At 70.6% G+C, this 21147-nt stretch carries 17 protein-coding genes and 1 tRNA gene; 4 read left to right on the top strand and 14 right to left on the bottom strand.

Going from position 1 to position 21147, the window contains the following annotated elements; genetic code table 11:
- Position 1 precedes the first annotated feature (1 nt).
- From LX12_RS00380 to LX12_RS00365, 4 genes are all read right to left on the bottom strand, one after another.
- Complete coding sequence (locus LX12_RS00380) at positions 2-907, bottom strand: PE-PPE domain-containing protein (protein WP_253652539.1); 906 nt, start codon at positions 905-907, stop codon at positions 2-4.
- A gap of 70 nt (positions 908-977) precedes the next feature.
- Positions 978-1772 carry an Fpg/Nei family DNA glycosylase gene (locus LX12_RS00375; protein ID WP_253652538.1) on the bottom strand — a complete coding sequence of 265 codons (795 nt, stop codon included), beginning with the start codon at positions 1770-1772 and terminating at the stop codon, positions 978-980.
- Between the two features lie 25 nt (positions 1773-1797).
- On the bottom strand, positions 1798-2271 hold the full coding sequence (locus LX12_RS00370; RefSeq protein ID WP_253653112.1) for a ribose-5-phosphate isomerase: 474 nt from the start codon (positions 2269-2271) through the stop codon (positions 1798-1800).
- A gap of 69 nt (positions 2272-2340) precedes the next feature.
- Positions 2341-2985: a DsbA family protein gene (locus tag LX12_RS00365; RefSeq protein ID WP_253652537.1), complete on the bottom strand. Its 645-nt coding sequence runs from the start codon at positions 2983-2985 to the stop codon at positions 2341-2343.
- A 165-nt stretch (positions 2986-3150) separates the two neighbouring features.
- Here LX12_RS00365 and pepN point away from each other — a divergent pair, with 165 nt between their 5' ends.
- A complete protein-coding gene (gene pepN / locus LX12_RS00360; RefSeq protein WP_253652536.1) occupies positions 3151-5736 on the top strand; it encodes an aminopeptidase N in 2586 nt (861 codons plus the stop codon).
- Between the two features lie 72 nt (positions 5737-5808).
- On the opposite strand, the gene LX12_RS00355 is transcribed toward pepN, so the two are convergent.
- From LX12_RS00355 to LX12_RS00345, 3 genes are all read right to left on the bottom strand, one after another.
- Positions 5809-6282: a DUF5130 domain-containing protein gene (locus LX12_RS00355; protein ID WP_253652535.1), complete on the bottom strand. Its 474-nt coding sequence runs from the start codon at positions 6280-6282 to the stop codon at positions 5809-5811.
- Positions 6269-6523, bottom strand: a complete 255-nt coding sequence (gene ctaJ, locus LX12_RS00350) for an aa3-type cytochrome oxidase subunit CtaJ (RefSeq protein ID WP_253652534.1) — start codon at positions 6521-6523, stop codon at positions 6269-6271. The genes LX12_RS00355 and ctaJ overlap by 14 nt, the downstream gene beginning before the upstream one ends.
- 119 nt (positions 6524-6642) lie before the next feature.
- The gene (locus tag LX12_RS00345) at positions 6643-7179 is read right to left on the bottom strand and encodes an HNH endonuclease (protein WP_253653111.1); all 537 of its coding nucleotides are present in this window, start codon (positions 7177-7179) and stop codon (positions 6643-6645) included.
- Positions 7180-7485: 306 nt separating this feature from the next.
- Between LX12_RS00345 and LX12_RS00340 the strand changes: the two genes are divergently transcribed.
- Entirely contained in the window at positions 7486-7881 is a 396-nt protein-coding gene (locus LX12_RS00340) for a globin (RefSeq protein ID WP_372504885.1), read from the top strand.
- A gap of 224 nt (positions 7882-8105) precedes the next feature.
- The gene (locus LX12_RS00335; protein WP_372504911.1) at positions 8106-9716 is read left to right on the top strand and encodes a glycoside hydrolase family 13 protein; all 1611 of its coding nucleotides are present in this window, start codon (positions 8106-8108) and stop codon (positions 9714-9716) included.
- Positions 9717-9937: 221 nt separating this feature from the next.
- Here LX12_RS00335 and LX12_RS00330 read toward each other — a convergent pair whose 3' ends face one another.
- From LX12_RS00330 to LX12_RS00310, 5 genes are all read right to left on the bottom strand, one after another.
- Complete coding sequence (locus LX12_RS00330) at positions 9938-10654, bottom strand: DUF8185 domain-containing protein (RefSeq protein ID WP_253652531.1); 717 nt, start codon at positions 10652-10654, stop codon at positions 9938-9940.
- Positions 10651-11103: an acyl-CoA thioesterase gene (locus LX12_RS00325; RefSeq protein WP_253652530.1), complete on the bottom strand. Its 453-nt coding sequence runs from the start codon at positions 11101-11103 to the stop codon at positions 10651-10653. The genes LX12_RS00330 and LX12_RS00325 overlap by 4 nt, the downstream gene beginning before the upstream one ends.
- Positions 11100-15743, bottom strand: a complete 4644-nt coding sequence (locus tag LX12_RS00320; protein WP_253652529.1) for an NAD-glutamate dehydrogenase — start codon at positions 15741-15743, stop codon at positions 11100-11102. Before LX12_RS00320 ends, LX12_RS00325 begins: the two co-directional genes overlap by 4 nt.
- Before the next feature lie 37 nt (positions 15744-15780).
- On the bottom strand, positions 15781-17454 hold the full coding sequence (gene ettA, locus LX12_RS00315; RefSeq protein ID WP_253652528.1) for an energy-dependent translational throttle protein EttA: 1674 nt from the start codon (positions 17452-17454) through the stop codon (positions 15781-15783).
- 171 nt (positions 17455-17625) lie between these two features.
- Entirely contained in the window at positions 17626-19665 is a 2040-nt protein-coding gene (locus tag LX12_RS00310) for a bifunctional copper resistance protein CopD/cytochrome c oxidase assembly protein (protein WP_253652527.1), read from the bottom strand.
- A 134-nt stretch (positions 19666-19799) separates the two neighbouring features.
- Between LX12_RS00310 and LX12_RS00305 the strand changes: the two genes are divergently transcribed.
- Positions 19800-19873: transfer RNA gene (locus tag LX12_RS00305), tRNA-Arg, on the top strand.
- Between the two features lie 12 nt (positions 19874-19885).
- On the opposite strand, the gene LX12_RS00300 is transcribed toward LX12_RS00305, so the two are convergent.
- Positions 19886-20485: a DUF1707 SHOCT-like domain-containing protein gene (locus LX12_RS00300; protein ID WP_253652526.1), complete on the bottom strand. Its 600-nt coding sequence runs from the start codon at positions 20483-20485 to the stop codon at positions 19886-19888.
- A 49-nt stretch (positions 20486-20534) separates the two neighbouring features.
- Complete coding sequence (locus LX12_RS00295) at positions 20535-21074, bottom strand: DinB family protein (protein ID WP_253652525.1); 540 nt, start codon at positions 21072-21074, stop codon at positions 20535-20537.
- Between the last annotated feature and the right edge of the window lie 73 nt (positions 21075-21147).

Genomic DNA, 21147 nt, shown 5'->3' with positions numbered 1-21147 from the left:
CTCACCCAGTGTCGCCCAGCACCGGTCCATCCGCGTGTCGAGCAGATGACGACGGCGCAAACGTCGTCGTGTCGAGCGGTCCGAGATGCACGGTCGCGACGACCTGGAGCCAGGCGGCCAGCGCGGCGCAGCCGGTGAGCGCTGCGGCGTCGTCGCTACGGTCGGTGGCGTAGGCGACGTGTCGACCCCCTGTCGGGTTGCGCAGGGTGATCGGCCCGATCCGCAGGCTGCACGGCAGATATCCGCGTACCTCGCGGGCCGCGGTCGCGAGACGGGTCATGTCGCGACGCCACTGGGCCGGCCGGAACGACGTCGACCGTGCGTTCTGCATCGCGCCGGTGCGGATCGCCCGCAGCATCGTCGACACCCACGCGCCGGGGTGTGTCGTCGTGAGCGACCGTGTGAGGTCGGCGACGTCGCGGACCAGCGAGTCGGGGCTGGCGTTGCAGATGACGTCGTCGCGGTCGCCGATCCACATCGTCGGGACGTCGGGCAGCGGTCGGCCGGGTCCGGCCACGCCGTGGCCGTCGCATTCGCGGACGCAGCCGGCCGGCTGGTGCGGGTCGGCGACGAGCCCGATCGCCACAGGCGGTCGAGACGGGTTGTCGGCCAGTGCTTCTCGGATGACCACACAGCCCTGCGAGTAGCCGATCACCGCCCATGGGCCGTGTGTCGCGGCGATCGCCGCGCGCAGGGACCTCACACCGGCGGCCACACTGTCGGCGAAACTCGGTCCGTCCGGGACGGGGACCGGGCCGTAGCTGGCGGGATAGGCGACCCACCGGGCGTCGAAGCGGGCGTCGAGATCGTCGACGACGCACCGGAGGAGACCGCGCACCGGCTGCGGCGGATCGGTCGGCGTGGCCTCCCCGGTACCGCCGACCACCAGCACGGTCACCGTCTCCATGCCCACCATGGTGCGCCCCGATCGTGTGAGAACGGCAAGAACTCCCTGGCGGACCGGTGAGCGCTGGGGCTCAGTCGGGTTGACAGGTGGGGCACCAGAACAGGTTCCGGCCCTCCATCACCTCGCCGAGGACCGTCGTCCCGCAGATGCGACACGGTTCACCACGACGGCGGTAGACGTAGCTGCGGGGCCGACCGCGCAGGCCACGTGGCCCGTGGTCGTCCTGGGGGCGGATGGTGATGATCTTGCCCTTGCGCACCCCGACGGCCATGAGCTCGACGATGTCGTCCCACATGTCCTGCCACACGGCCTCGTCGACGTCGGTGCCGGGGCGCATCGGGTGCACGCCGTGTCGGAACAACACCTCGGCGCGGTAGACGTTGCCCACGCCGGCGATCACCTTCTGGTCCATCAGCATCGAGCCCAACGCCCGCTTCGACCGGTGGATCCGGGCGAAGGCGCGATCGGGGTCGGCGTCGGGTCGCAGCGGGTCCGGCCCGAGACGCGCGACGAGCGCGTCGAGGTCCGCCGGGGTGAAGTACTCGCAGGCGGTCGGTCCGCGGAGATCCACTCCGCGCGTGTCGCTCTCGATGCGCATCCGGACCTGGCCCACGGGCGGGTCCATCGGTGCGGGGACGTCGCTGAACTTGCCGTAGAGCCCGAGGTGGACGTGCACCATGTCGCCCGAGGCGTACTCGTGCACCAGGTGCTTGCCCCACGCCTCGGCGCGGGCGAAGACCTGGCCGTCCAGGCGCTCGGCCTCGGCCACGAACCGGCCCTGCGGACTCGAGACCCGGACCGGGGTGTTGCGGAAGCGGCGCGTGTGCAGGCGGGCGAGACGATGGACGGTGTGCCCCTCGGGCATCGGTCCTCCTCTCCCCCGCCCCGGGTCAGCTCTCGGGGACCGCGGGGGCCTCGTGGGTGGTCTCGTACTCCGCCAGGATGTCGATGCGACGCTGGTGGCGCGGCTCCTCCGACCACGGGGTGGCGAGGAACGCGTCCACGATGGCCAACGCCTCCTCGGTGGAGTGCATCCGGCCGCCGATACCCATCAGCTGGGCGTTGTTGTGCTGCCGGGCGAGCTGGGCGGTTTCGACGCTCCAGGCCAGCGCACACCGCGCACCCGGGACCTTGTTCGCCGCGATCTGCTCACCGTTGCCGCTCCCGCCGAGGACGATCCCGAGGCTGCCCGGGTCGGCGACGGTCCGCTGGGCCGCGGCGATGCAGAAGGCGGGGTAGTCGTCGGCGGCGTCGTAGACGTGCGCACCGCAGTCGACGACGTCATGACCCGCGGACCGCAGGTGGTCGGCGATGGTGTTCTTCAACTCGAAGCCGGCGTGGTCGGCACCCAGGTAGACGCGCATGGCGACCAGCATGACAGGTGCCCCGCGGGCCGCGACCGCCTGGTCAGCGGCCCGCCGGGAGCGTCTGCCTCAGTCGAACTGCGGGTCCTCGTCGCGGCTGCGCTTGAGCTCGAAGAAGTGCGGGTAGCTCGCCAGCGCAACGGCGCCGTCCCACACCCGGCCCGCGTCCTCGCCGCGCGGGATCCGCGAGAGCACGGGGCCGAAGAAGGCGACGTCGTTGATGTGGATTGTGGGGGTACCGACGTCGTCGCCGACCTTGTCCATGCCCTCGTGGTGGCTCTTCCGGATGGCCTCGTCGTACTCGTCGGAGTCCGCGGCGGAGGCGAGATCGGTGGGCAGCCCGGCGTCGGCCAGCGCCGCCGCGATCGCGGCGTCGTAGTCGGACACGCCACGGTTGTGGATCTGGGTGCCCATCGCGGTGTACAGCGGGTCGAGGACCTCGTGACCGTGGGCGTCCACCGCGGCCTGCAGCACGCGGACGGGTCGCCACGCCGGCTTCAACCGCTCGGCGTACTCGGCCGGGATGTCCTTGCCCTCGTTGAGCACGGCCAGGCTCATGATGTGGAAGTTCACGTCGACGTCGCGGACCTTCTCGACCTCGAGGATCCAGCGTGAGGTGATCCAGCACCAGGGGCACAGGGGGTCGAGCCAGAAGTCGACGCGGTCGCGCGTCGACGCGTCCGACGCGGACGGTGCGGTGTCGGTGGCGGTCATGGATGTCTCCTCGTCTGCGCTCACACGGCGCCGTCGGGGTCCTACAGGTCCATCGGGATACAACCGGGGGCGGTCGTCGGCATTCCCGTGCCGCTCCGCGCGACCACTCGCACCGGTGATGGGGTAAGTGTGAACCACCACCGACACCCTCGAAGGGGATCCGCCGTGACCGCACCCAATCTCACCCGCGACGCCGCCGTCGAGCGTGCCCAGACGATCACCGTCACCGGGTACGCCGTCGACCTCGACCTCACCGACGGCTCCGGCGGACCCGGTGAGCGGACGTTCGCGTCCACGACGACGGTGACGTTCGACGCGACCGCGGGCGCGTCGACGTTCATCGACCTCGTGGCCGACTCCGTCGAGTCGGCGACGCTGAACGGCACCGAACTCGACGTCTCCGGGTACGACCCCGAACACGGCATCGACCTCCCCGATCTGGCCGCACAGAACGAGCTGACCGTCGTCGCGCGGTGCCTGTACTCGAACACCGGCGAGGGTTTGCACCGCTTCGTCGACCCCTCGGACGGCGCGGTGTACCTCTACTCGCAGTTCGAGACGGCCGACGCCAAGCGCATGTTCGCCTGCTTCGACCAGCCGGACCTCAAGTCCACCTTCACGATCGGCGTCACGGCGCCGCAGGACTGGCAGGTGATCACCAACGCCGCACCGGTCGAGACACTCGCCTCCGAGCCGGGCGTGCATCGCTTCCGCCCCACCGAGCCGATGAGCACCTACCTGGTCGCGCTGATCGCCGGTCCCTACGCACGGTGGGAGGACACCTACAGCGACGATCACGGGACCATCCCGCTCGGGATCTACTGCCGCGCATCGCTGTCCGAGCACATGGACCCCGAGCGGGTGTTCACCGAGACCAAGCAGGGGTTCGAGTTCTACCACCGGAACTTCGGTGTGCCCTACGCGTTCGGCAAGTACGACCAGCTGTTCGTGCCCGAGTTCAACGCCGGCGCGATGGAGAACGCCGGGGCGGTCACCTATCTCGAGGACTACGTCTTCCGGTCGAAGGTGACCAAGGCCCTCTACGAACGCCGGGCGGAGACCATCCTCCACGAGATGGCGCACATGTGGTTCGGCGACCTCGTCACCATGCGGTGGTGGGATGACCTGTGGCTCAACGAGTCCTTCGCGACCTTCGCCTCCGTGCTCTGCCAGTCCGAGGCGACCGAGTACACGACCGCCTGGACCACGTTCGCCACCGTGGACAAGTCGTGGGCCTACCGCCAGGACCAGTTGCCCTCGACCCACCCCGTCGCCGCGGACATCCCCGACATCGCCGCGGTGGAGGTCAACTTCGACGGCATCACCTACGCCAAGGGCGCATCGGTCCTCAAGCAGCTCGTCGCCTACGTCGGCCTCGAGGACTTCCTCGCCGGTCTGCGCGACTACTTCACGGCCCACCGGTTCGGCAACGCCACCTTCGCCGATCTCGTCGGGGCGCTCGAACGGTCGTCGGGCCGGGACCTGTCGGACTGGGGTGACACCTGGCTGCGCACCACCGGGATCACGGGTCTGCGCCCGGAGTTCACCGTCGACGACTCCGGCGCGTTCTCGTCGTTCACCGTCGTGCAGACCGGCGCGGAACCCGGCGCCGGCGAGACCCGGATGCACCGGATCGCGATCGGTGTCTACGACGACGAGGACGGGAAGCTGGTGCGCGCCCACCGTGTCGAGCTCGACGTGGAGGGCGAACGGACGGACGTGCCCGACCTCGTCGGCGTCCCGCGGGGCGCGCTGGTGCTGCTCAACGACGACGACCTGACCTACTGCACCATCGGATTCGACGACGACTCGTGGCGGGTCGCCACCGAGCGCATCGCCGACATCACCGAGTCGTTGCCCCGCACGCTGGTGTGGTCGGCGGCATGGGAACAGACCCGCGCCGCCACGATGCGCCCACGCGACTTCGTGGAGCTGGTCCTGCGCGGCATCGGGGCCGAGACCGAGATCGCGGTCGTGCAGCGGGTCCTGATGCAGGCGCAGACCGCGATCGACCGGTACGCCGACCCCGAGTGGGCCGTGGGGACCGGGTGGCCGCGGTTCAGCCGACGGATGCTGGAGCTGGCGCGCGACGCCGAGGCCGGCTCCGACCACCAGCTGGCGTTCGTCGGCGCCCTCCTGTCGGGCCTGGTGGACGACGACGTCGTCGCGGTGCTGCGGTCCCTGCTCGACGGCGACGACCCCGCGTCGGTCGGCCTGCCGGGGCTCGTCGTGGACACCGACCTGCGGTGGTCGGTCCTGACCGCACTGGCGACGGCAGGCGCCGTCGACGAGGACCCGGACAGCACGCCGGTCATCGACGCCGAGGCGCAGCGCGACAACACCGCCGCGGGTGCGCGCAAGGCGGAGACCGCCCGCGCCGCGCGGCCTCTCGCCGAGGCGAAGAAGAACGCCTGGGACCGCGTCGTCACCGACGACTCGCTGTCGAACACGGTGGGCCGCGCGATCATCGCGGGCTTCGCACGCCCCGGACAGGAGCACCTGCTGGAGCCCTACGTCGAGAAGTACTTCGACGCTGTCGCCGACGTGTGGCGTCGGCGCTCGAGCGAGGTCGCGCAGAGCGTGGTCATCGGCCTGTACCCGCAGTGGGCGATCGACGACGACGCGCTGTCCCGCGCCGACGAGTTCCTCACGGGCGACCACCCGCCGGCGCTGCGGCGTCTGGTCCTCGAGGGCCGGGACACCGTCGCCCGGTCCCTGCGCATCCGCCGGGCGGACCGCGGCGAGGGCTGACCGCCCCACGAACGCGTCCGGCGCCCGACCGGAGAGGTCGGGCGCCGGACGGCGGGACGTGTGGGCCTGGGATCAGGAGCGGGCCACCGCGGTGGCCATGACGCGCAGAGCGGCGATCACCCCGTCGATGAGATCGTTCTCGCGGAAACCGGCGATCGCGGCCGTCACCCCGAGCTGGGCGACCCGGTCGTTGATGCGGTCGGCGACCTGCCGCCCCGAGACGACCACCACGTCCTTGCTGTTCGGCGAGACGGCGATCAGCGCGGCGTGCTCGGGCTCGGGCACCTGCGGCAGGATCTCCCCCGCCTTGGCGACGGGATCGCCGCCGAGGTCGCCGATGTAGACCGAGAACCGGACCATGGCGAGCTCGGTGGCGTTCGACAGCGCCTCGTCGAGCGCGACGAGCTCGTCGCGGTCGAACGGCGGTGTCTCCGGGGCCGAGCCGGGTGTGCGGGCGGCGGAGATGCGCCCACTGGTGGTGACGACGTGGCCCAGCGGCAACGCGTCGGGGTCGGTGACGACCGGCTTGATCTCACCACTTGCCATGTGCGGAACCTCCGGTCAGCTCGTCGGTGGACGGCTCGTGATGCGCCGGCGGGGCGACCGGGGCGACGTCGACCGCGCTGAACAGCAGCGGCTCACGATCCCACTCCTTGTCCAGGGTGTAGCGGACGGTGGGCTTGTGCCCCGACCCGAAGGCCCACGCCATGGACAGGACGCACAGGACGACCGCGATGATGCAGATGATCGTCACGGGCAGCCCGATTGCGATGATGAGATCTTCCATCAGCCTCGAGACCCTTCTCCGGGAGTGTTCGGGGAAAACCTATCCGAACCGCACCGCCGTGGCCCAGCCGGGTACGACGCCGTGTCGTTGGCTCCGAGCACGCGTCGTCGGGAGCGACGTCAGGCGGCGCCGACGTCGATGTACTGCGACCACGACGGGTCGATCTCCTTGACCGTGGCGAGCAACCGCCAGTGGCGGCCCTTGGGCGGCGTGAGCGCGGTGCGCAGGGTCCACCCGAGCTCCGACAGCAGGCGGTCGGCCTTCCGGTGGTTGCACGAGGCGCAGCACGCGACGCAGTTCTCCCAGTTGTGCGCCCCGCCGCGGCTGCGTGGCACGACGTGGTCGATCGTGTCGGCCTTCGCCCCGCAGTACCCGCAGCGGAAACGGTCGCGGTGCATGAGCGCGGCGCGGGTCATCGGGATCTTCGCGCGGTAGGGCACGCGGACGTAGGTGCGCAGCCGTATCACCGACGGCACGGGCATGGAGACGTCGGCGGAGTGGATCGCCGGCCCGCGCTCGTCGGTGTGGACGACGTCGGCGCGCTCGCGGAGCACCAGCACGACCGCCCGTCGGATGGATATGGCGGTCAGCGGCTCATAGGTGGCGTTGAGGAGCAGGACCCGGTGCTTGCCCCAGACCGCGCCGCCGCGGCCCATGTCGGCGCGCTGCGGCGCGTCCGGGGTGGAGACGGGGTCGGTGGGATGGCGTGCGCCGCCGACGATCGGGGTCACGACCTCCGACTGCTGCGACCGCGTGCGCGCCATCCGTCCTCCGAGCGTCCGAGGGTGTCGATGCCCTCGCCCGCACCAGTGCACCACGTTCGTCGCGCCTGCGCATGGCTTTATGCGGGGGGACACGCCGTCGGGGAGGTGACGCGGGTGTCCGTGCGGTGACGCCCCGGTGACCGTCGGGCGACGTGGGCGCCCGACCGCGCCGCGCGGTCGATGCGGGACACTGGTGGCGTGACCGAGGCCAGCGAGACGTTCTACGACGCGGTCGGCGGGGCCGACACCTTCGCCGACCTCACCCGGCGCTTCTACGCCGAGGTGGCCCGCGACGAGATCCTCCGCCCGCTCTACCCCGAGGACGACCTCGAGGGCGCCGAGCGCCGACTGCGGATGTTCCTCGAGCAGTACTGGGGTGGCCCCCGCACCTACTCCGACGAACGCGGTCACCCGCGGCTGCGGATGCGACACCAGCCGTTCCGCATCGGCGTGATGGAACGGGACGCGTGGTTGCGGTGCATGCACACCGCGATCGCGTCGATCGGCGACGACCGCCTCGACGCCGACCACCGTCGGGCGCTCGTCGACTACATGGAGATGGCCGCGCAGTCGATGGTGAACAGCCCGCTCTGACGCTCGCGCGCGTCCTCGGCCCGCCAATTCGCAACGGGCACAGCCGATGAGGTGCAGGACACCCGCGCCGGCTGTCTGTGAGGGCCACCACGCCACGCGCGTGTGGACACCCGGGCATCTGCGACGGGTGAGGCAAGATGGGCGTCGTGAACGACGAGTCACCGGACGTCTCCGTCGCCGACGGATCCCCGGACAGCCCCGACGCGCCCGACGCGCCGTCGACGATCGCCGACCCGACGCCTGCCGACGGGGGTGACGCCGCGAAGCCCTGGTGGGCGACCGCGGTGTTCTACCAGATCTACCCGCGCTCCTTCTCCGACAGCGACGGCGACGGCGTCGGGGACCTGCCCGGCGTCGTCGACAAGCTGGGGTATCTGGAGCTCCTCGGCGTGGACGCACTCTGGATCAGCCCCGTCATGCGCTCCCCCATGGCCGACCACGGCTACGACGTCTCCGATCCCCGGGACATCGATCCGCTCTTCGGCGGCATCGGCGCCCTCGACGCGCTCATCGAGGAGGCGCACGCCCGGGACATCAAGGTGACGATGGACCTGGTGCCCAACCACACCAGTGATCAGCACCCGTGGTTCGTCGAGGCACTCGCCGCCGAGCCGGGCAGCCGGGAACGGGAGCGCTACATCTTCCGCGACGGACGCGGCGAGAACGGTGACGAACCGCCCAACAACTGGCCGAGCATCTTCGGCGGTCCCGCATGGACCCGCGTCACCGAGCCCGACGGCACGCCCGGCCAGTGGTACCTCCACATCTTCGCGGCCGAGCAACCCGATCTGAACTGGGAGAACGACGAGGTCTTCGAGGACCTCGCCACCACCCTCCGGTTCTGGCTGGACCGTGGCGTCGACGGCTTCCGCATCGACGTCGCCCACGGGATGGCCAAGCCTCCGGGCCTGCCCGACATGCCCGAGGAGCTGCAGACCGGGCTGCTGATCAACGACGACGACGACCCGCGCTTCAACAACCCGGGCGTCCACGCGATCCACAAGCGGATCCGCACGGTGATGGACGAGTACCCCGACGCGGTGACCGTTGGCGAGATCTGGGTGCGCGACAACAAGCGCTTCGCCGAGTACGTCCGTCCCGACGAGCTGCACCTCGGCTTCAACTTCCGCCTGGCCGAGGCCGACTTCACCGCCGAGTCGGTGCGCGACGCGATCGAGAACTCGCTGAAAGCCGTCGACTCCGTGCAGGGGGTGCCGACCTGGACGCTGTCGAACCACGACGTCGAGCGGGAGGTCAGCCGCTACGCCGAGGGCACGACCGAGGACGTCGGTCGGGACCGCGCGCGTGCGATGGTGCTCGTCGAGCTCGCGCTGCCGGGCACGGTGTTCCTCTACAACGGCTCCGAACTGGGCATGCCGAACGTCGACCTGCCGGACTCGGCACTGCAGGATCCGGTGTGGGAGCGGTCGGGGCACACGAACCGTGGTCGCGACGGGTGCCGCATCCCGGTTCCGTGGACCGGTGACACACCGCCCTACGGGTTCAGCGACTCGGCCGACACGTGGCTGCCGATGCCGGAGGGGTGGGCAGACCTCACCGCGGAGGCCCAGTTGGAGGACGTCGACTCGACGTTGTCGCTGCATCGCCTCGCGATCGAGCTGCGCCGCACCCGGCCGGAGTTCGCCGGCGAGGAGGTCGAGTGGTACGGGGCGCCCCCCGGCTGCCTGGCCTTCCGACGGTCGGTCGGCCGCCTGGTCTGCGCCCTGAACACCACCGACGCACCCGTCGGGCTGCCCGGTGGTGAGGTGCTGCTCTCGAGCGCACCGCTGGTCGACGGCAGGCTCCCCGCCAACGCCGCCGCCTGGCTCGTCTGACGCAGCGGGTCTCGGACCCCACCGACCTGAGCACACGGCGTCACCTCGCCTCGCGTGCTCGACCCCGCCGACCGTGCCGAAAAGTGCCGTCGAGCGTGCAGAAGACGTCGGCCGAGCACGAGAGCGGACGGTCGGCGAAGTGTTTCGGCACGGTCGGCGAGGTGTTGTGGCACGGTCGGCGGCATCTGGTGCACGCTCGGCGAGGGGTCTCGGGGTCCCGGTCAGATCGGGGTGAGCGGGATCGACGGTGCGCGGCGGAAGTACACCGACCCGAAGCGGGCGTCGAGACGGGCCCAGGTCGGTGTGGCGCGCACCCGGACCGGCTCGTCGGCGTCGATCGCGTCGATCGGGGTCGTCGACGTCACCATCCGGCCGGCCGCGTCGATGACGAAACCCATGGCCGTCACCGCGAACACCGCGCGCATCGGCACCTCGACGCCGCCGCCGTCCAGCCCTGCGGCGCTGACGTCGAGCACCGTCTGATCGAGCAGCGACGGCGGCGGACCCTGCGGTCCGCCCTCGGTCCGCGCCACCTCGGCGCCGTCCCGCGACAGCCCGACGACCGTCCGCGCGGGCACGTCGTCGATGTGGACGAAGCCGGCGTCGGGCGGCAACGCCCCGCCGTCCCACGCGCTCGGCATCGAGAACCCGGGGTCGATGCGGGCGGGTCCCGACGGGCCGTCGAAAGGCGACCGCGGTGCCGACGGCGTGCGCAACGCGCTCTGCAGGGTGGCCGCGTCGAGGACGACGTCGGGATCGTCGACGCCGATCCGCACCGATCGGGTCGCGAGGACGTCGAACGGTGTGCGCACCCACACCCCGACAGCCCCGTCGGGGCGGCGGCGGAAGCGGATCACGGCGGTCTCGTCCAGCACCCGCGCGCGGGACACGAACGCCGACAGGTCGTAGCGGTCGGCGAGGTCGGGCAGGTCGATCATCGGCCCCGCCCGCCGGGGACCTTCGCGTCGGGCCTCAGGAACTCCCGCAGGTACTGCTTCTCGTCGTCGGTCATGCGACGCGGTGCCTGCGTGTCGACGTCGAACGCGACCAGTTGCGTCGACGCCACGACCGCGGGTTTCACCGTTGACTCCTCGTCACGACGGCGCACCTCGTAGCCGACGGTGAAGTCGACCGCGCGGACGGCGGTGGTGAACATCGTGACCTGCAGCGGCGTGTCCTCGTGGCGGACCTGACCCTGGTAGCGGACGTGCAGATCGGCGACGAGACACCCCAGCCGCATCTCTCGCGTCGGCCGACCGGGCTCGAACAGCCACGGGATCCGCGCCTCCTCGAGCAGCGTGACCATGCGCGCATGATTGACGTGGGCGAAGACGTCCATGTCCGACCATCGCACCGGCACCGACGCGGTGAACCCCGGCTCGGTCATCGGATCATGCTCCGCAACGCGCGCGCCGCCACGGACAGCGTCGCGAGGTCGTGGTGGCCGGAGGCGTCGATCTCCTCCAACGTGGCCTGCGCGCGCGTCAGCCTCGTCGCGGTGTGCATCCGCCACTCCTCGATCTTCTCGGCGGCACTCTCGTCGGGTTCGCCGAGTTCCAGCACGGTCAGGGTGATCGACCGCATCACCGCGAACAGGTCGTCACGCAGGGCGAGACGCGCCAGCGACTGCCAACGATCGCCGGAGTCGAGGTCGGAGACGGCCGAGAGCAGTTGTTCCACACCGAGGTACTCCATGATCGCGAAGTAGAGCTCCCCGACCTCGCGCTCGTCGCGGTCGGCGATCTCCGCGGCGTCGACGATGTCGAGCAGGCAGAACCAGTGCAGACAGCCGGCGGCCGCCGCGACCACCGGACCACTGGCGCCGAACTCGGTGAGTTCGGCTGCGACGGCGTCGATCTCGTGTCGCGACCGGTCACCCAGCCACCCGTCGACCTGTGGCAGGAGGTTCGCGACGCGCTGCCCGTAGCGGGTCACCTCCGCGGACACGGCGAGCGGTTGGGGACGCGTCGCGAGCATCCAGCGCGAGGCCCGGAACAGCAGGCGACGCCACCGGATCACCATGGCGTCGACGGCCGCGGCAGGCGCCTGTGCGTCGACGACGTCTCGCCACAGGGCGTCCAGACCGAAGATCTCCGACACGACCACGAACGCGCGCACGGCATCGGTCTCCGACGCACCGGACCCCTCGGTCAACGAGAAGACGTGCTCGGGCCCGGCGCAGTCGACGACGTCGTTGACGAGCGTGGTGGCGACGATCTCGCGGCGCAGTCGGTGACGCCGGATCCCGTCGGCGAAACGCTCCCGCAGCGGCACCGGGAAGTAGCGTGCGAGCCGCTGCTCGAAGACGTCGTTGTCGGGCAGATCCCCGTGCAACAGCTCGGATTTCACGGCGAGTTTCACGTGGGCCATCGTGGTGGCGAGTTCGGGTGAGGTGAGCCCGACCCGGTCGCGGTCGGGTCCGCGACGGGTGAGGGTGCGGGCGGTGGGCAGCACCTCCAGCTCGAGGTCGACGCCGTGCTCACGCGCCAGGTGACGCAGCAGACGGACGTGCACCTCGGCCATCGGCGCGCTCTGCGACCGCGCGATCCCGAGTGCGGTGTTCTGGGCGATGTTGTCGCCCAACACCAGTCGCGCGACCTCGTCGGTCATCGACGCCAGCAGCTCGTTGCGCTCGAACGCGTCGAGGTCGCCGGCCGCGACCGCGGCGTCGAGCAGGATCTTGATGTTGACCTCGTGGTCCGAGCAGTCCACGCCGGCGGAGTTGTCCAACGCGTCGCTGTTGATCCGGCCGCCGTGGAGATCGAACTCGACACGGCCCCGCTCGGTGACCCCGAGGTTGCCGCCCTCGCCGATCACACGGGCGCGCACCTGCGGCGCGTCGACGCGGATGGCGTCGTTCGCCTTGTCCCCGACGTCCGCGTGGCTCTCGGTCGACGCCTTCACGTACGTCCCGATGCCCCCGTTCCACAGGAGATCGACGGGCGCACAGAGGATCGCGGTGATGAGCTCGGGCGGACTGAGCGACTCGACGCCGTCGTCGATCCCGAGCGCGGCCCGCATCGGCGCGCTGATCGGGATCGCCTTGGTCTCGCGGGACCACACACCCCCGCCCTCCGAGATGGCGTCGGTGTCGTAGTCGGCCCACGACGACCGCGGCATCGCGAACAGCCGTCGACGCTGTTCGGTGGCCCGGGCGCGGTCGGGTGTGGGGTCGACGAAGACGTGCCGGTGGTCGAAGGCGGCGACCAGCCCGATGTGGTCCGACAACAGCATCCCGTTGCCGAACACATCGCCGCTCATGTCACCGACACCCACGACGGTGAAGTCGTCGACGTCGATGTCGAGGTCGAGTTCGAGGAAGTGGCGACGGACCGACTCCCAGGCGCCGCGGGCGGTGATGCCCATCGCCTTGTGGTCGTACCCGACCGACCCTCCGGACGCGAACGCGTCGCCGAGCCAGAAGCCGTGGTCGGCGGCGACCTCGTTGGCGATGTCCGAGAACGCCGCGGTGCCCTTGTCCGCCGCGACCACCAGGTAGGTGTCGTCACCGTCGCGGCGGACCAGCCCGGGCGCGGGCCGGACACCGCCGTCGGGTGCGACGTCGTCGGTGAGATCCAGCAGCGCCGAGATGAACTCGCGGTAGCAGGCCACCCCGGCGGCACGGGTGGCCTCGCGGTCGGTGGCGGCGTCGCCGGTGGGCACCGGGGGCCGCCGCACGACGAACCCGCCCTTCGCCCCGACGGGGACGATGACCGCGTTCTTCACCGCCTGCGCCTTGACGAGCCCGAGGATCTCGGTGCGGAAGTCCTCCGCCCGGTCCGACCACCGGATGCCGCCGCGGGCGACGGCGCCGAACCGCAGGTGCACACCCTCGACGCGCGGCGAGTAGACGTAGATCTCCCGGTGCGGACGGGGTTGCGGTGCCTGCGGGATCGCCTCGGGGAGCAGCTTGATCGCCAGCGAGCGGCGGAGCACGCCCTCGGTGAAGAAGTTGGTGCGTACGGTCGCACGCACCAGGTCGACGAAGGCCGAGACGATCCGGTCGGCGTCGAGGCTCATCACGTCACCCGAGAGCCGAGCGACACGGTCGAGCGCGGCGTCCCGGGCGGCGTCGTCGGCCCTGTCGGGGTGGAAGGACGTCTCGACGACGTCGATCAACGCCTCGGCCAACTCGGCGTGGTCGCCGAGGACCGACGCGATGCGCCGGGAGCTGTAGGCGAACCCGCACTGCCGGAGGTAGTGCGCGTAGGCGCGCAGCATGACGATGGAACGCCAGTCCAGCCGCGTGCGGATGACGAGTTCGTTGAACTCGTCGACCTCGGCGATCCCCGACCACAGGTGGGAGAACGCGTCGGTGAAGCGGTGCCCGAGATCGTCGCCGGCATCCGCGGGCAGGCTCACCCCGCCCGCGGGTTGCAGCGTGAACTCGTAGATCCAGCAGTCGATCCCGTCGGGTCGGGTGACGGAGAGCGGCTGCTCGTCGAGCACCTCGACGCCGAGGCTCTGGATCATCGGCAGCACGGCGGTCAACGACGCGGACCGTCCGCAGAGGTAGAGGTCGAAGGTCCAGCGGTGCTCGATGTCGGCGTGACGGGCCAGTCGGACGTCGAAACCACCGGGCTCCAACGCCGAGAGCACGGCGGCGTCGGCCAGCGCCGTGCGCGGCTCCCGCTGATCCTTGTACGCCTGCGACAGCACAGCCGCGTAGGCCGCCGCGGTCGACGCGTCGAGGTCGGTGTCGTCGGATGTCGCGACGGCGCAGAGTTGTTCGTCCCAACTGCGCGCCGCCTCGGCGAGATCGGCCTGGATCGCCGAGCGCAGGTCGCCGTCGAGGTCGGTGACGGTGCCGGGCGCCGCGGGGGTGATGTCCTCAACGGTCTCGGTGCGCATCAGGACGTGGATGGCCGCCAGCGGCGCGTCGGTGATCCGCGCGGAGTACTCCGCGTCGCGACCACCGAGCCGACGTGCGAGATGGTCCTGCATGGTCGCCCGCAGCCGTGTGGTGTAGCGGTCCCGCGGCAGGTGGATCTGCGCCGACACGATCGCCGATCGCGGGTCGGCCCGGAGGAACACCCGCACCTCACGGGCGGTGACGGCCTCCAGCGCATCGGAGAGATCGCGCGCGAGGAGTTCCGGATCCGCCGAGAACAGATCGGTGCGGGGATGGTTCTGCAGCAGTTCGATCATCGTCGCGCCCGAGTAGGCGTCCGCGTCGGTGCCGGCATGGCGCAGGGTGGTCGCGACGATCTCTCGGACCACCGGCACCGTGGTCACGTCGGCGGTGACGCCCGCGGTGGAGAACACCCCGACGACGGCGTCGCGGCGCCGCCCCGTCCCGATGGTGACGACCGTCGGGTACTCCGTCCGATGAACCCCGGCGGGCAGGTGCATCCGCCCGACGGAGACGCCCGCGTCGGCGACGAACGGAGGACGCGGGAGGTCGGTGTCGGCGAAGACCCCCAGCCCGCGGTCCCAGTCATCGCCGGTGGCCGCCACCAGCCCGATGGGGTGGAAGTGCCTGTCGCGCAACCACACCAGCAGGTCACGCTCCTCGCCGTCGAGGGCCTCGATCGCCTCGTCGACGACGGACCACATCGCCTCGGCGTCGGCGTGGACCGCGACCACGCGGGCGATGACGGTCTCGGTGGCGGCGCGCAGAGCCGCGGCGTCGTCGGTGTCGGCGCCGTCGACCTCGAGGCACATCCACGACTCCCGGGTACCCCCGTCACCGGCCGACCCGTCGTCGGCGGTGACACCGGTGATGGCTCCGGTGTCGTCCCGATCGACCCGGAGGATCGGGTGATCGACCCGGCCGACGGTGAACCCGGCGCGTTCGACGGCCCCGACGGCCGCCTCGACGAGCAGGGGCTGGTCGTCGGCGACCGCGAGCACCGCCAGTCCCCCGCCGGGGATCTCGGCGGTGTCGACGAGGACCTCGCCCCGCGCCCGCGTCTGCGCGACCGCGAGGTGCGCACGCACACGGTCGGCGTCGAACCGGGTCGAGGACTCCGCGCGGCGGGAAGCGCGCGCGTCGTAGCTCCGCGCGACCTCCGCGGGAGAGACCACCGTCGGACCTGCCTCCCCCGCCGCGCGGCTCACCGGGTCAGTCCCGGGTCAGCTTGCGGTGGGTGACGGCGTGCGGACGGGCCGCCTCCGGCCCGAGCCGCTCCACCTTGTTCTTCTCGTAGCCCTCGAAGTTGCCCTCGAACCAGAACCACTGGCCCTCCGACACGTTGCCCTCCCACGCCAGGATGTGGGTGCAGGTGCGGTCGAGGAACCACCGGTCGTGGCTGATGACCACCGCGCAGCCGGGGAACGAGTCGAGCGCGTTCTCCAGCGACCCGAGGGTCTCGACGTCGAGGTCGTTGGTCGGCTCGTCGAGGAGGATCAGGTTGCCGCCCTCCTTCAGCGTCAGCGCGAGGTTCAGGCGGTTGCGCTCACCACCGGAGAGCACCTCGGCCTTCTTCTGCTGGTCGGGTCCCTTGAACCCGAACGCGCTCACGTAGGCGCGCGACGGCATCTCGTTCTGGCCGACCTCGATGTAGTCGAGTCCGTCGGACACGACCTCCCACACGTTCTTCTTCGGGTCGATGTTGGCGCGGTTCTGGTCGACGTAGCTGAGCTTCACGGTCTCGCCGACGCGGACGCTGCCCGAGTCGGGCTGCTCCAGGCCGACGATCGTCTTGAACAGCGTCGTCTTGCCGACGCCGTTCGGGCCGATCACGCCGACGATCCCGTTGCGGGGCAACGTGAACGACAGGTCCTTGATGAGCACGCGGCCGTCGAAGCCCTTGTCGAGGTTCTTCACCTCGACCACGACGTCGCCCAGGCGCGGCGGCGTCGGGATCTGGATCTCCTCGAAGTCGAGCTTGCGCATCTTGTCGGCCTCGGCGGCCATCTCGTCGTAGCGGGCCAGACGCGCCTTGTTCTTGGTCTGGCGGGCCTTGGCACCCGAGCGCACCCACTCCAGCTCCTGCTTGAGGCGCCGCTGCAGCTTCTGGTCCTTCTTGCCCTGCACCTCGAGGCGCTCGGCCTTCTTCTCCAGGTACGTGGAGTAGTTGCCCTCGTAGGGGTGGAGCTTGCCGCGGTCGACCTCGCAGATCCAGCCGGCGACGTGGTCGAGGAAGTACCGGTCGTGGGTGACGGCGAGCACCGCACCGGGGTAGGTCGCGAGGAACTGCTCGAGCCACAGCACGCTCTCGGCGTCGAGGTGGTTGGTCGGCTCGTCGAGGAGCAGCAGGTCGGGGCTGGACAGCAGCAGTCGGCACAGCGCGACGCGGCGCTTCTCACCACCGGACAGGTGCGTGACGGGCTCGTCGGCAGGCGGGCAGCGCAGCGCGTCCATCGCCTGCTCGAGCTGGGAGTCCAGATCCCAGGCGTCGGCGTGGTCGAGCTTCTCCTGAAGCTGCCCCATCTCCTCCATGAGCTCGTCGGTGTAGTCGGTGGCGAGCTGCTCGGCGATCTCGTTGAACCGGTCGAGATCCCTCTTGACCTGCCCCAGCCCGTCCTCGACGTTCTGTCGGACGGTCTTGTTCTCGTCGAGCTCCGGCTCCTGCATGAGGATGCCGACGGTGGCGTTCGGGTCGAGGAAGGCCTCGCCGTTCGACGGCTGGTCGATGCCGGCCATGATCTTCAGGATCGACGACTTGCCGGCGCCGTTCGGGCCGACGACGCCGATCTTGGCGCCGGGGTAGAACGACATGGTGACGTCGTCGAGGATGACCTTGTCGCCGTGCGCCTTCCGCACCTTCTTCATGGTGTAGATGAATTCGGCCATGGTGTCTTCGTCCTTCCGTGCGCGGTGATGGTGCTCGCGCGATGTGGTCGAGGGTCTGCCGTCGTCGCTGCGACCGGCGCGCCGGGGTGCGGCGCCGCCCGTGCCGACGCGGCGGAGGTCGTCACCAACCTTAGCGGTCGGTCCCCGGCCGTCGGCCGGGCGACGGGAACGTCAGCGGTCGGTGTCGGGGCGGCTGTCCGCGGTCACGCCGGGTCGTCCCGCGAGGCCGGCCAACATGGCGTTGTACTCGGTCAGCTCGGCGTCGTGGTCGCGGTCGGCGCGACGGTCGATGCGGCGGGCGATGCGCTGGTCGTGCCGGGTCCACTGGATGAACAGTGCGATCAGCACGATGACGAGCGGCACCTCACCGGCGGCCCAGGCGATGGCTCCGCCCGTGCGCTGGTCGGCCAGCAGGTCCGTGTTCCACGGCAGCGCCAGGCTGCGGAACCACTGCTGGGCGATCACCGTGTTCTGCGACATCAGGATCACGCCGAAGAACGCGTGGAACGGCAGGGCGGCGAACACCATCGCGACCTTGACCAGCGGCTGCACCTGACGCGGTGACGGGTCGATCCCGATGACGACCCAGTAGAAGAGGTACCCGCTGAGCAGGAAGTGGATGTTCATCAGGATGTGCGCCGCGTGATAGGTCGCGACGGCGTCGAGGAGTCCACTGAAGTACAGGACGTAGAAGCTGCCCACGAACTGCAGGAACGCGACCAGTGGGTGGGTGAGGAACCGCGAGACCGGGCTGTGGACCGCGGCGAGGATCCACTCCCGCGGCCCCGGAGGCGCCGATGCCCCGGCCGGCGACAACGCCCGCAGCGCCAGGGTGACCGGACCGCCCAGCACCAGCAGCACCGGGATCAGCATCGACATCATCATGTGGGCGATCATGTGGACGCTGAACATCGCCGCCGAGTAGGCACCCAGGCCCGAGGACGTCGTGACCAGCAGCAGGACCGCGCCCAGCGTGAACGAGATGGTCCGGCCGACCGGCCACTCGTCGCCGCGGCGTCGCAGCCGCACCACGCCGCGCAGGTAGGTGACCCCGAGGACGATCGCGGCCAGGCCGAGGATCAGGTCCGGCCGCCAGAAGGTCGCGATGGTCTCGAGCGTCGGCTTGCCGGGCAGGTCGTAACCGAGCTCCACGGCCTGCACCGAGATCGACGACGTGTCACGGGCGGGCGGCGGGGTCCGCGCGAGGCCGACCGCGAGTCCGAACGTCGCGGCGAACACACCCAGCTCCACCAGGGCGAAGCGGATGAAGGCGCCGCGGTCCTGTGGGTCGGCGGTCAGCGCGGAGACGGTCCGTCGTCGATGTATTGCGCCGAGTCCGCCGAGAACCACCAGCGCGAGCACCTTGAGGAGGACCACCCGGCCGTAGGTGGTGGTGAACAGCTCGTCGAGGTGCACGCGGATCAACGCGTTGACGACCCCGCTGGCACCGACGATGACGATGCACCACAGCGCGACCCGGGAGAAGCGCTGCACGGCGAGTGCGCCGTACCCGCCGCTGCCACGGGCGTATGCGAGGACGGCGAACAGTCCGCCCATCCAGACCGACGCGCCGACGATGTGCAGGATCAGACTGTTCGTCGCCAGATCGTGGTCCCCACCGGCCGACGAGTGACCGCTCAGCGCGAGCGGCATGAGGCTGAGCACGGCCACGGCGAGCGCGACCAGGGTCGTCCACCAGCGCAGGCCGACCCGCGCCACGATGGCGGCGACGATCGCGAGGATCGCGGTCCACATCCACGAGCGGGCGTCGGCGACCTGGTCGAGCGCGTCGGCCCATCGCCCGGGGGCCAGTGTCTCGGACAGCGGGAGTCCCGACACGTTCGACAGGGACAGCGGGATCATCACCACCGACGCGACCGCCCACACGAGGGAGGAGACCGCGGCCCATCGCATCGCGCGATACCCCCCGACGTCGAGGACGCCGTCGGACTGCGGTGGGACGAAGAACGCCGCGAAGAGCGCCGACCCGACCGCGAACGCGGCCGCGACCTCTCCGATCCCCTGGTCGGCCGCGATCCCGTAGGTGGTGATCCACCCCGGATCGGGGATCCCGGCGAGCTCCACCGCGGTCGACGCGGACACCGCCGTCACGATCACCGCGACGGCGACGGTCGCCCACCCGATCGCCCACGCCACGGCCCCCGCCGCGCTGCGGCGCAGGTCGAGGGAGTCGGGTGCGAGAGCTGTCATGCAGCCGAGTTTATCTGCGCATACCGGGCTCTCCCGCGACGGTGATCCACTCCCGCGACTGCGATCACAGTCGCGGGAGTCGACCGGTGTCGCGGGAACAGCGCGTCGGGAGCGCACCGATACACTTGCCGCGCGCCTCCGTAGCTCAGGTGGATAGAGCAAGGGCCTTCTAATCCCTAGGTCGCAGGTTCGAGTCCTGCCGGGGGCACCCGCAGATCGTTCAGGCGGTGCGGCGCAGCGTCAGGCCCGACATCGCCGACATCGACCCGGTCAGCTCGACGACCGGCCCGCCCGGACGCGTCGGCTCCCCCGCCTTGTCCTTCAGGGTCGACCACCCGCTGCGCGCCAGGCCCGAGGTACGCACCGCGTGATCGGGGCCGACGCGGATCTTGATCGTCGAGGTCGAGACCTGGAGTTGCACCGTGGTGACGGGGCCGGCGAGCACCGCCGAGGTGAAGTCGAGATCGATCGTGCCCATCGTCCCGGTGAGCAGGAGGCTCGCCGGCGCGTCCCACACCCCTTTGCGCCGCACCGTGTCCCAGTTCGCCTCCAGCTCGACCGGCCGCGTCGGCACCGCGGACGGCGTCATCGAGCCGGCGGTCATCACCGTGGCGTCGGGGAACAGCGCCCCCGCGATCGGAAAGTGCTCCAGCACGCCGCGAAGGTCGCCTCTCGTCCGCGAGGCGTAGACGCGTTCCGACCGTTCCTCGAACTCCGCGACGTCGAGGTACCCCTGGGCGAAGGCGTCGTTGAGATGGGCGATCGCGCGTTCGCGCTCCGGGTTGCCCACACGGGTGGCGTCGTCGGGGTGTCCGGCCATGGCGTCAGGGTAGGGGGATCGGACTAATCGGGCATCCGTCAGAGGTGGGTCACTCCCCGACTCGCCCGTCGATCGCCTCGCGGATGAGGTCGGCGTGGCCGTTGTGTCGCGCGTACTCCTCGATCAGGTGCACCAGCAGCCACCGCAGGGAGACCAGCGCCCCGTCTCCCCGCGGATGACGCGCGATCGCCTCGATACCTCTATCGGCGAGCACCGCCGAGATGATGTCGTCGGCGAGACCGACTGCATCACGCCACATCGCCCACAGCTCCTCGGGGCTGTCGTCGGCCGCGGAATTCCAGTCCCAGTCGGGATCGGCGTCCCAGTCGACCGACGCCCACGGCTCCGGCCAGTCATCGCCGGCCATCCGATGCACGACCCACTGCGTCTCGACGAAGGCGAGGTGCTTCAGCATGCCGCCGAGGGTCATCGACGACGCGGCGACGGTCGTGGCCAGACCCGCCGCGTCGAGTCCCTCGCACTTCCAGGCGAAGGTCGCGCGCTGATAGGCCAGGAATGTTCGCAGCGTCGTGACCTCGTCGGCGTCGAACGGCGGTTCATCGCGACCGGGCACCTCAGGGTCCGTCATGCCCGGCAGCCTAAGCAGTCACGCTGAGCGGTTTATATGCACTTTGTTGCACAGTGCGTCGTTGCGTATTACC

This window comes from Williamsia serinedens (genome assembly GCF_024171725.1).
Taxonomy (GTDB): Bacteria; Actinomycetota; Actinomycetes; order Mycobacteriales; family Mycobacteriaceae; genus Williamsia_A; species Williamsia_A serinedens.
The sequence above is the reverse complement of the archived record's forward strand: the minus strand, read 5'-3'. Positions and strand labels throughout refer to the sequence as shown.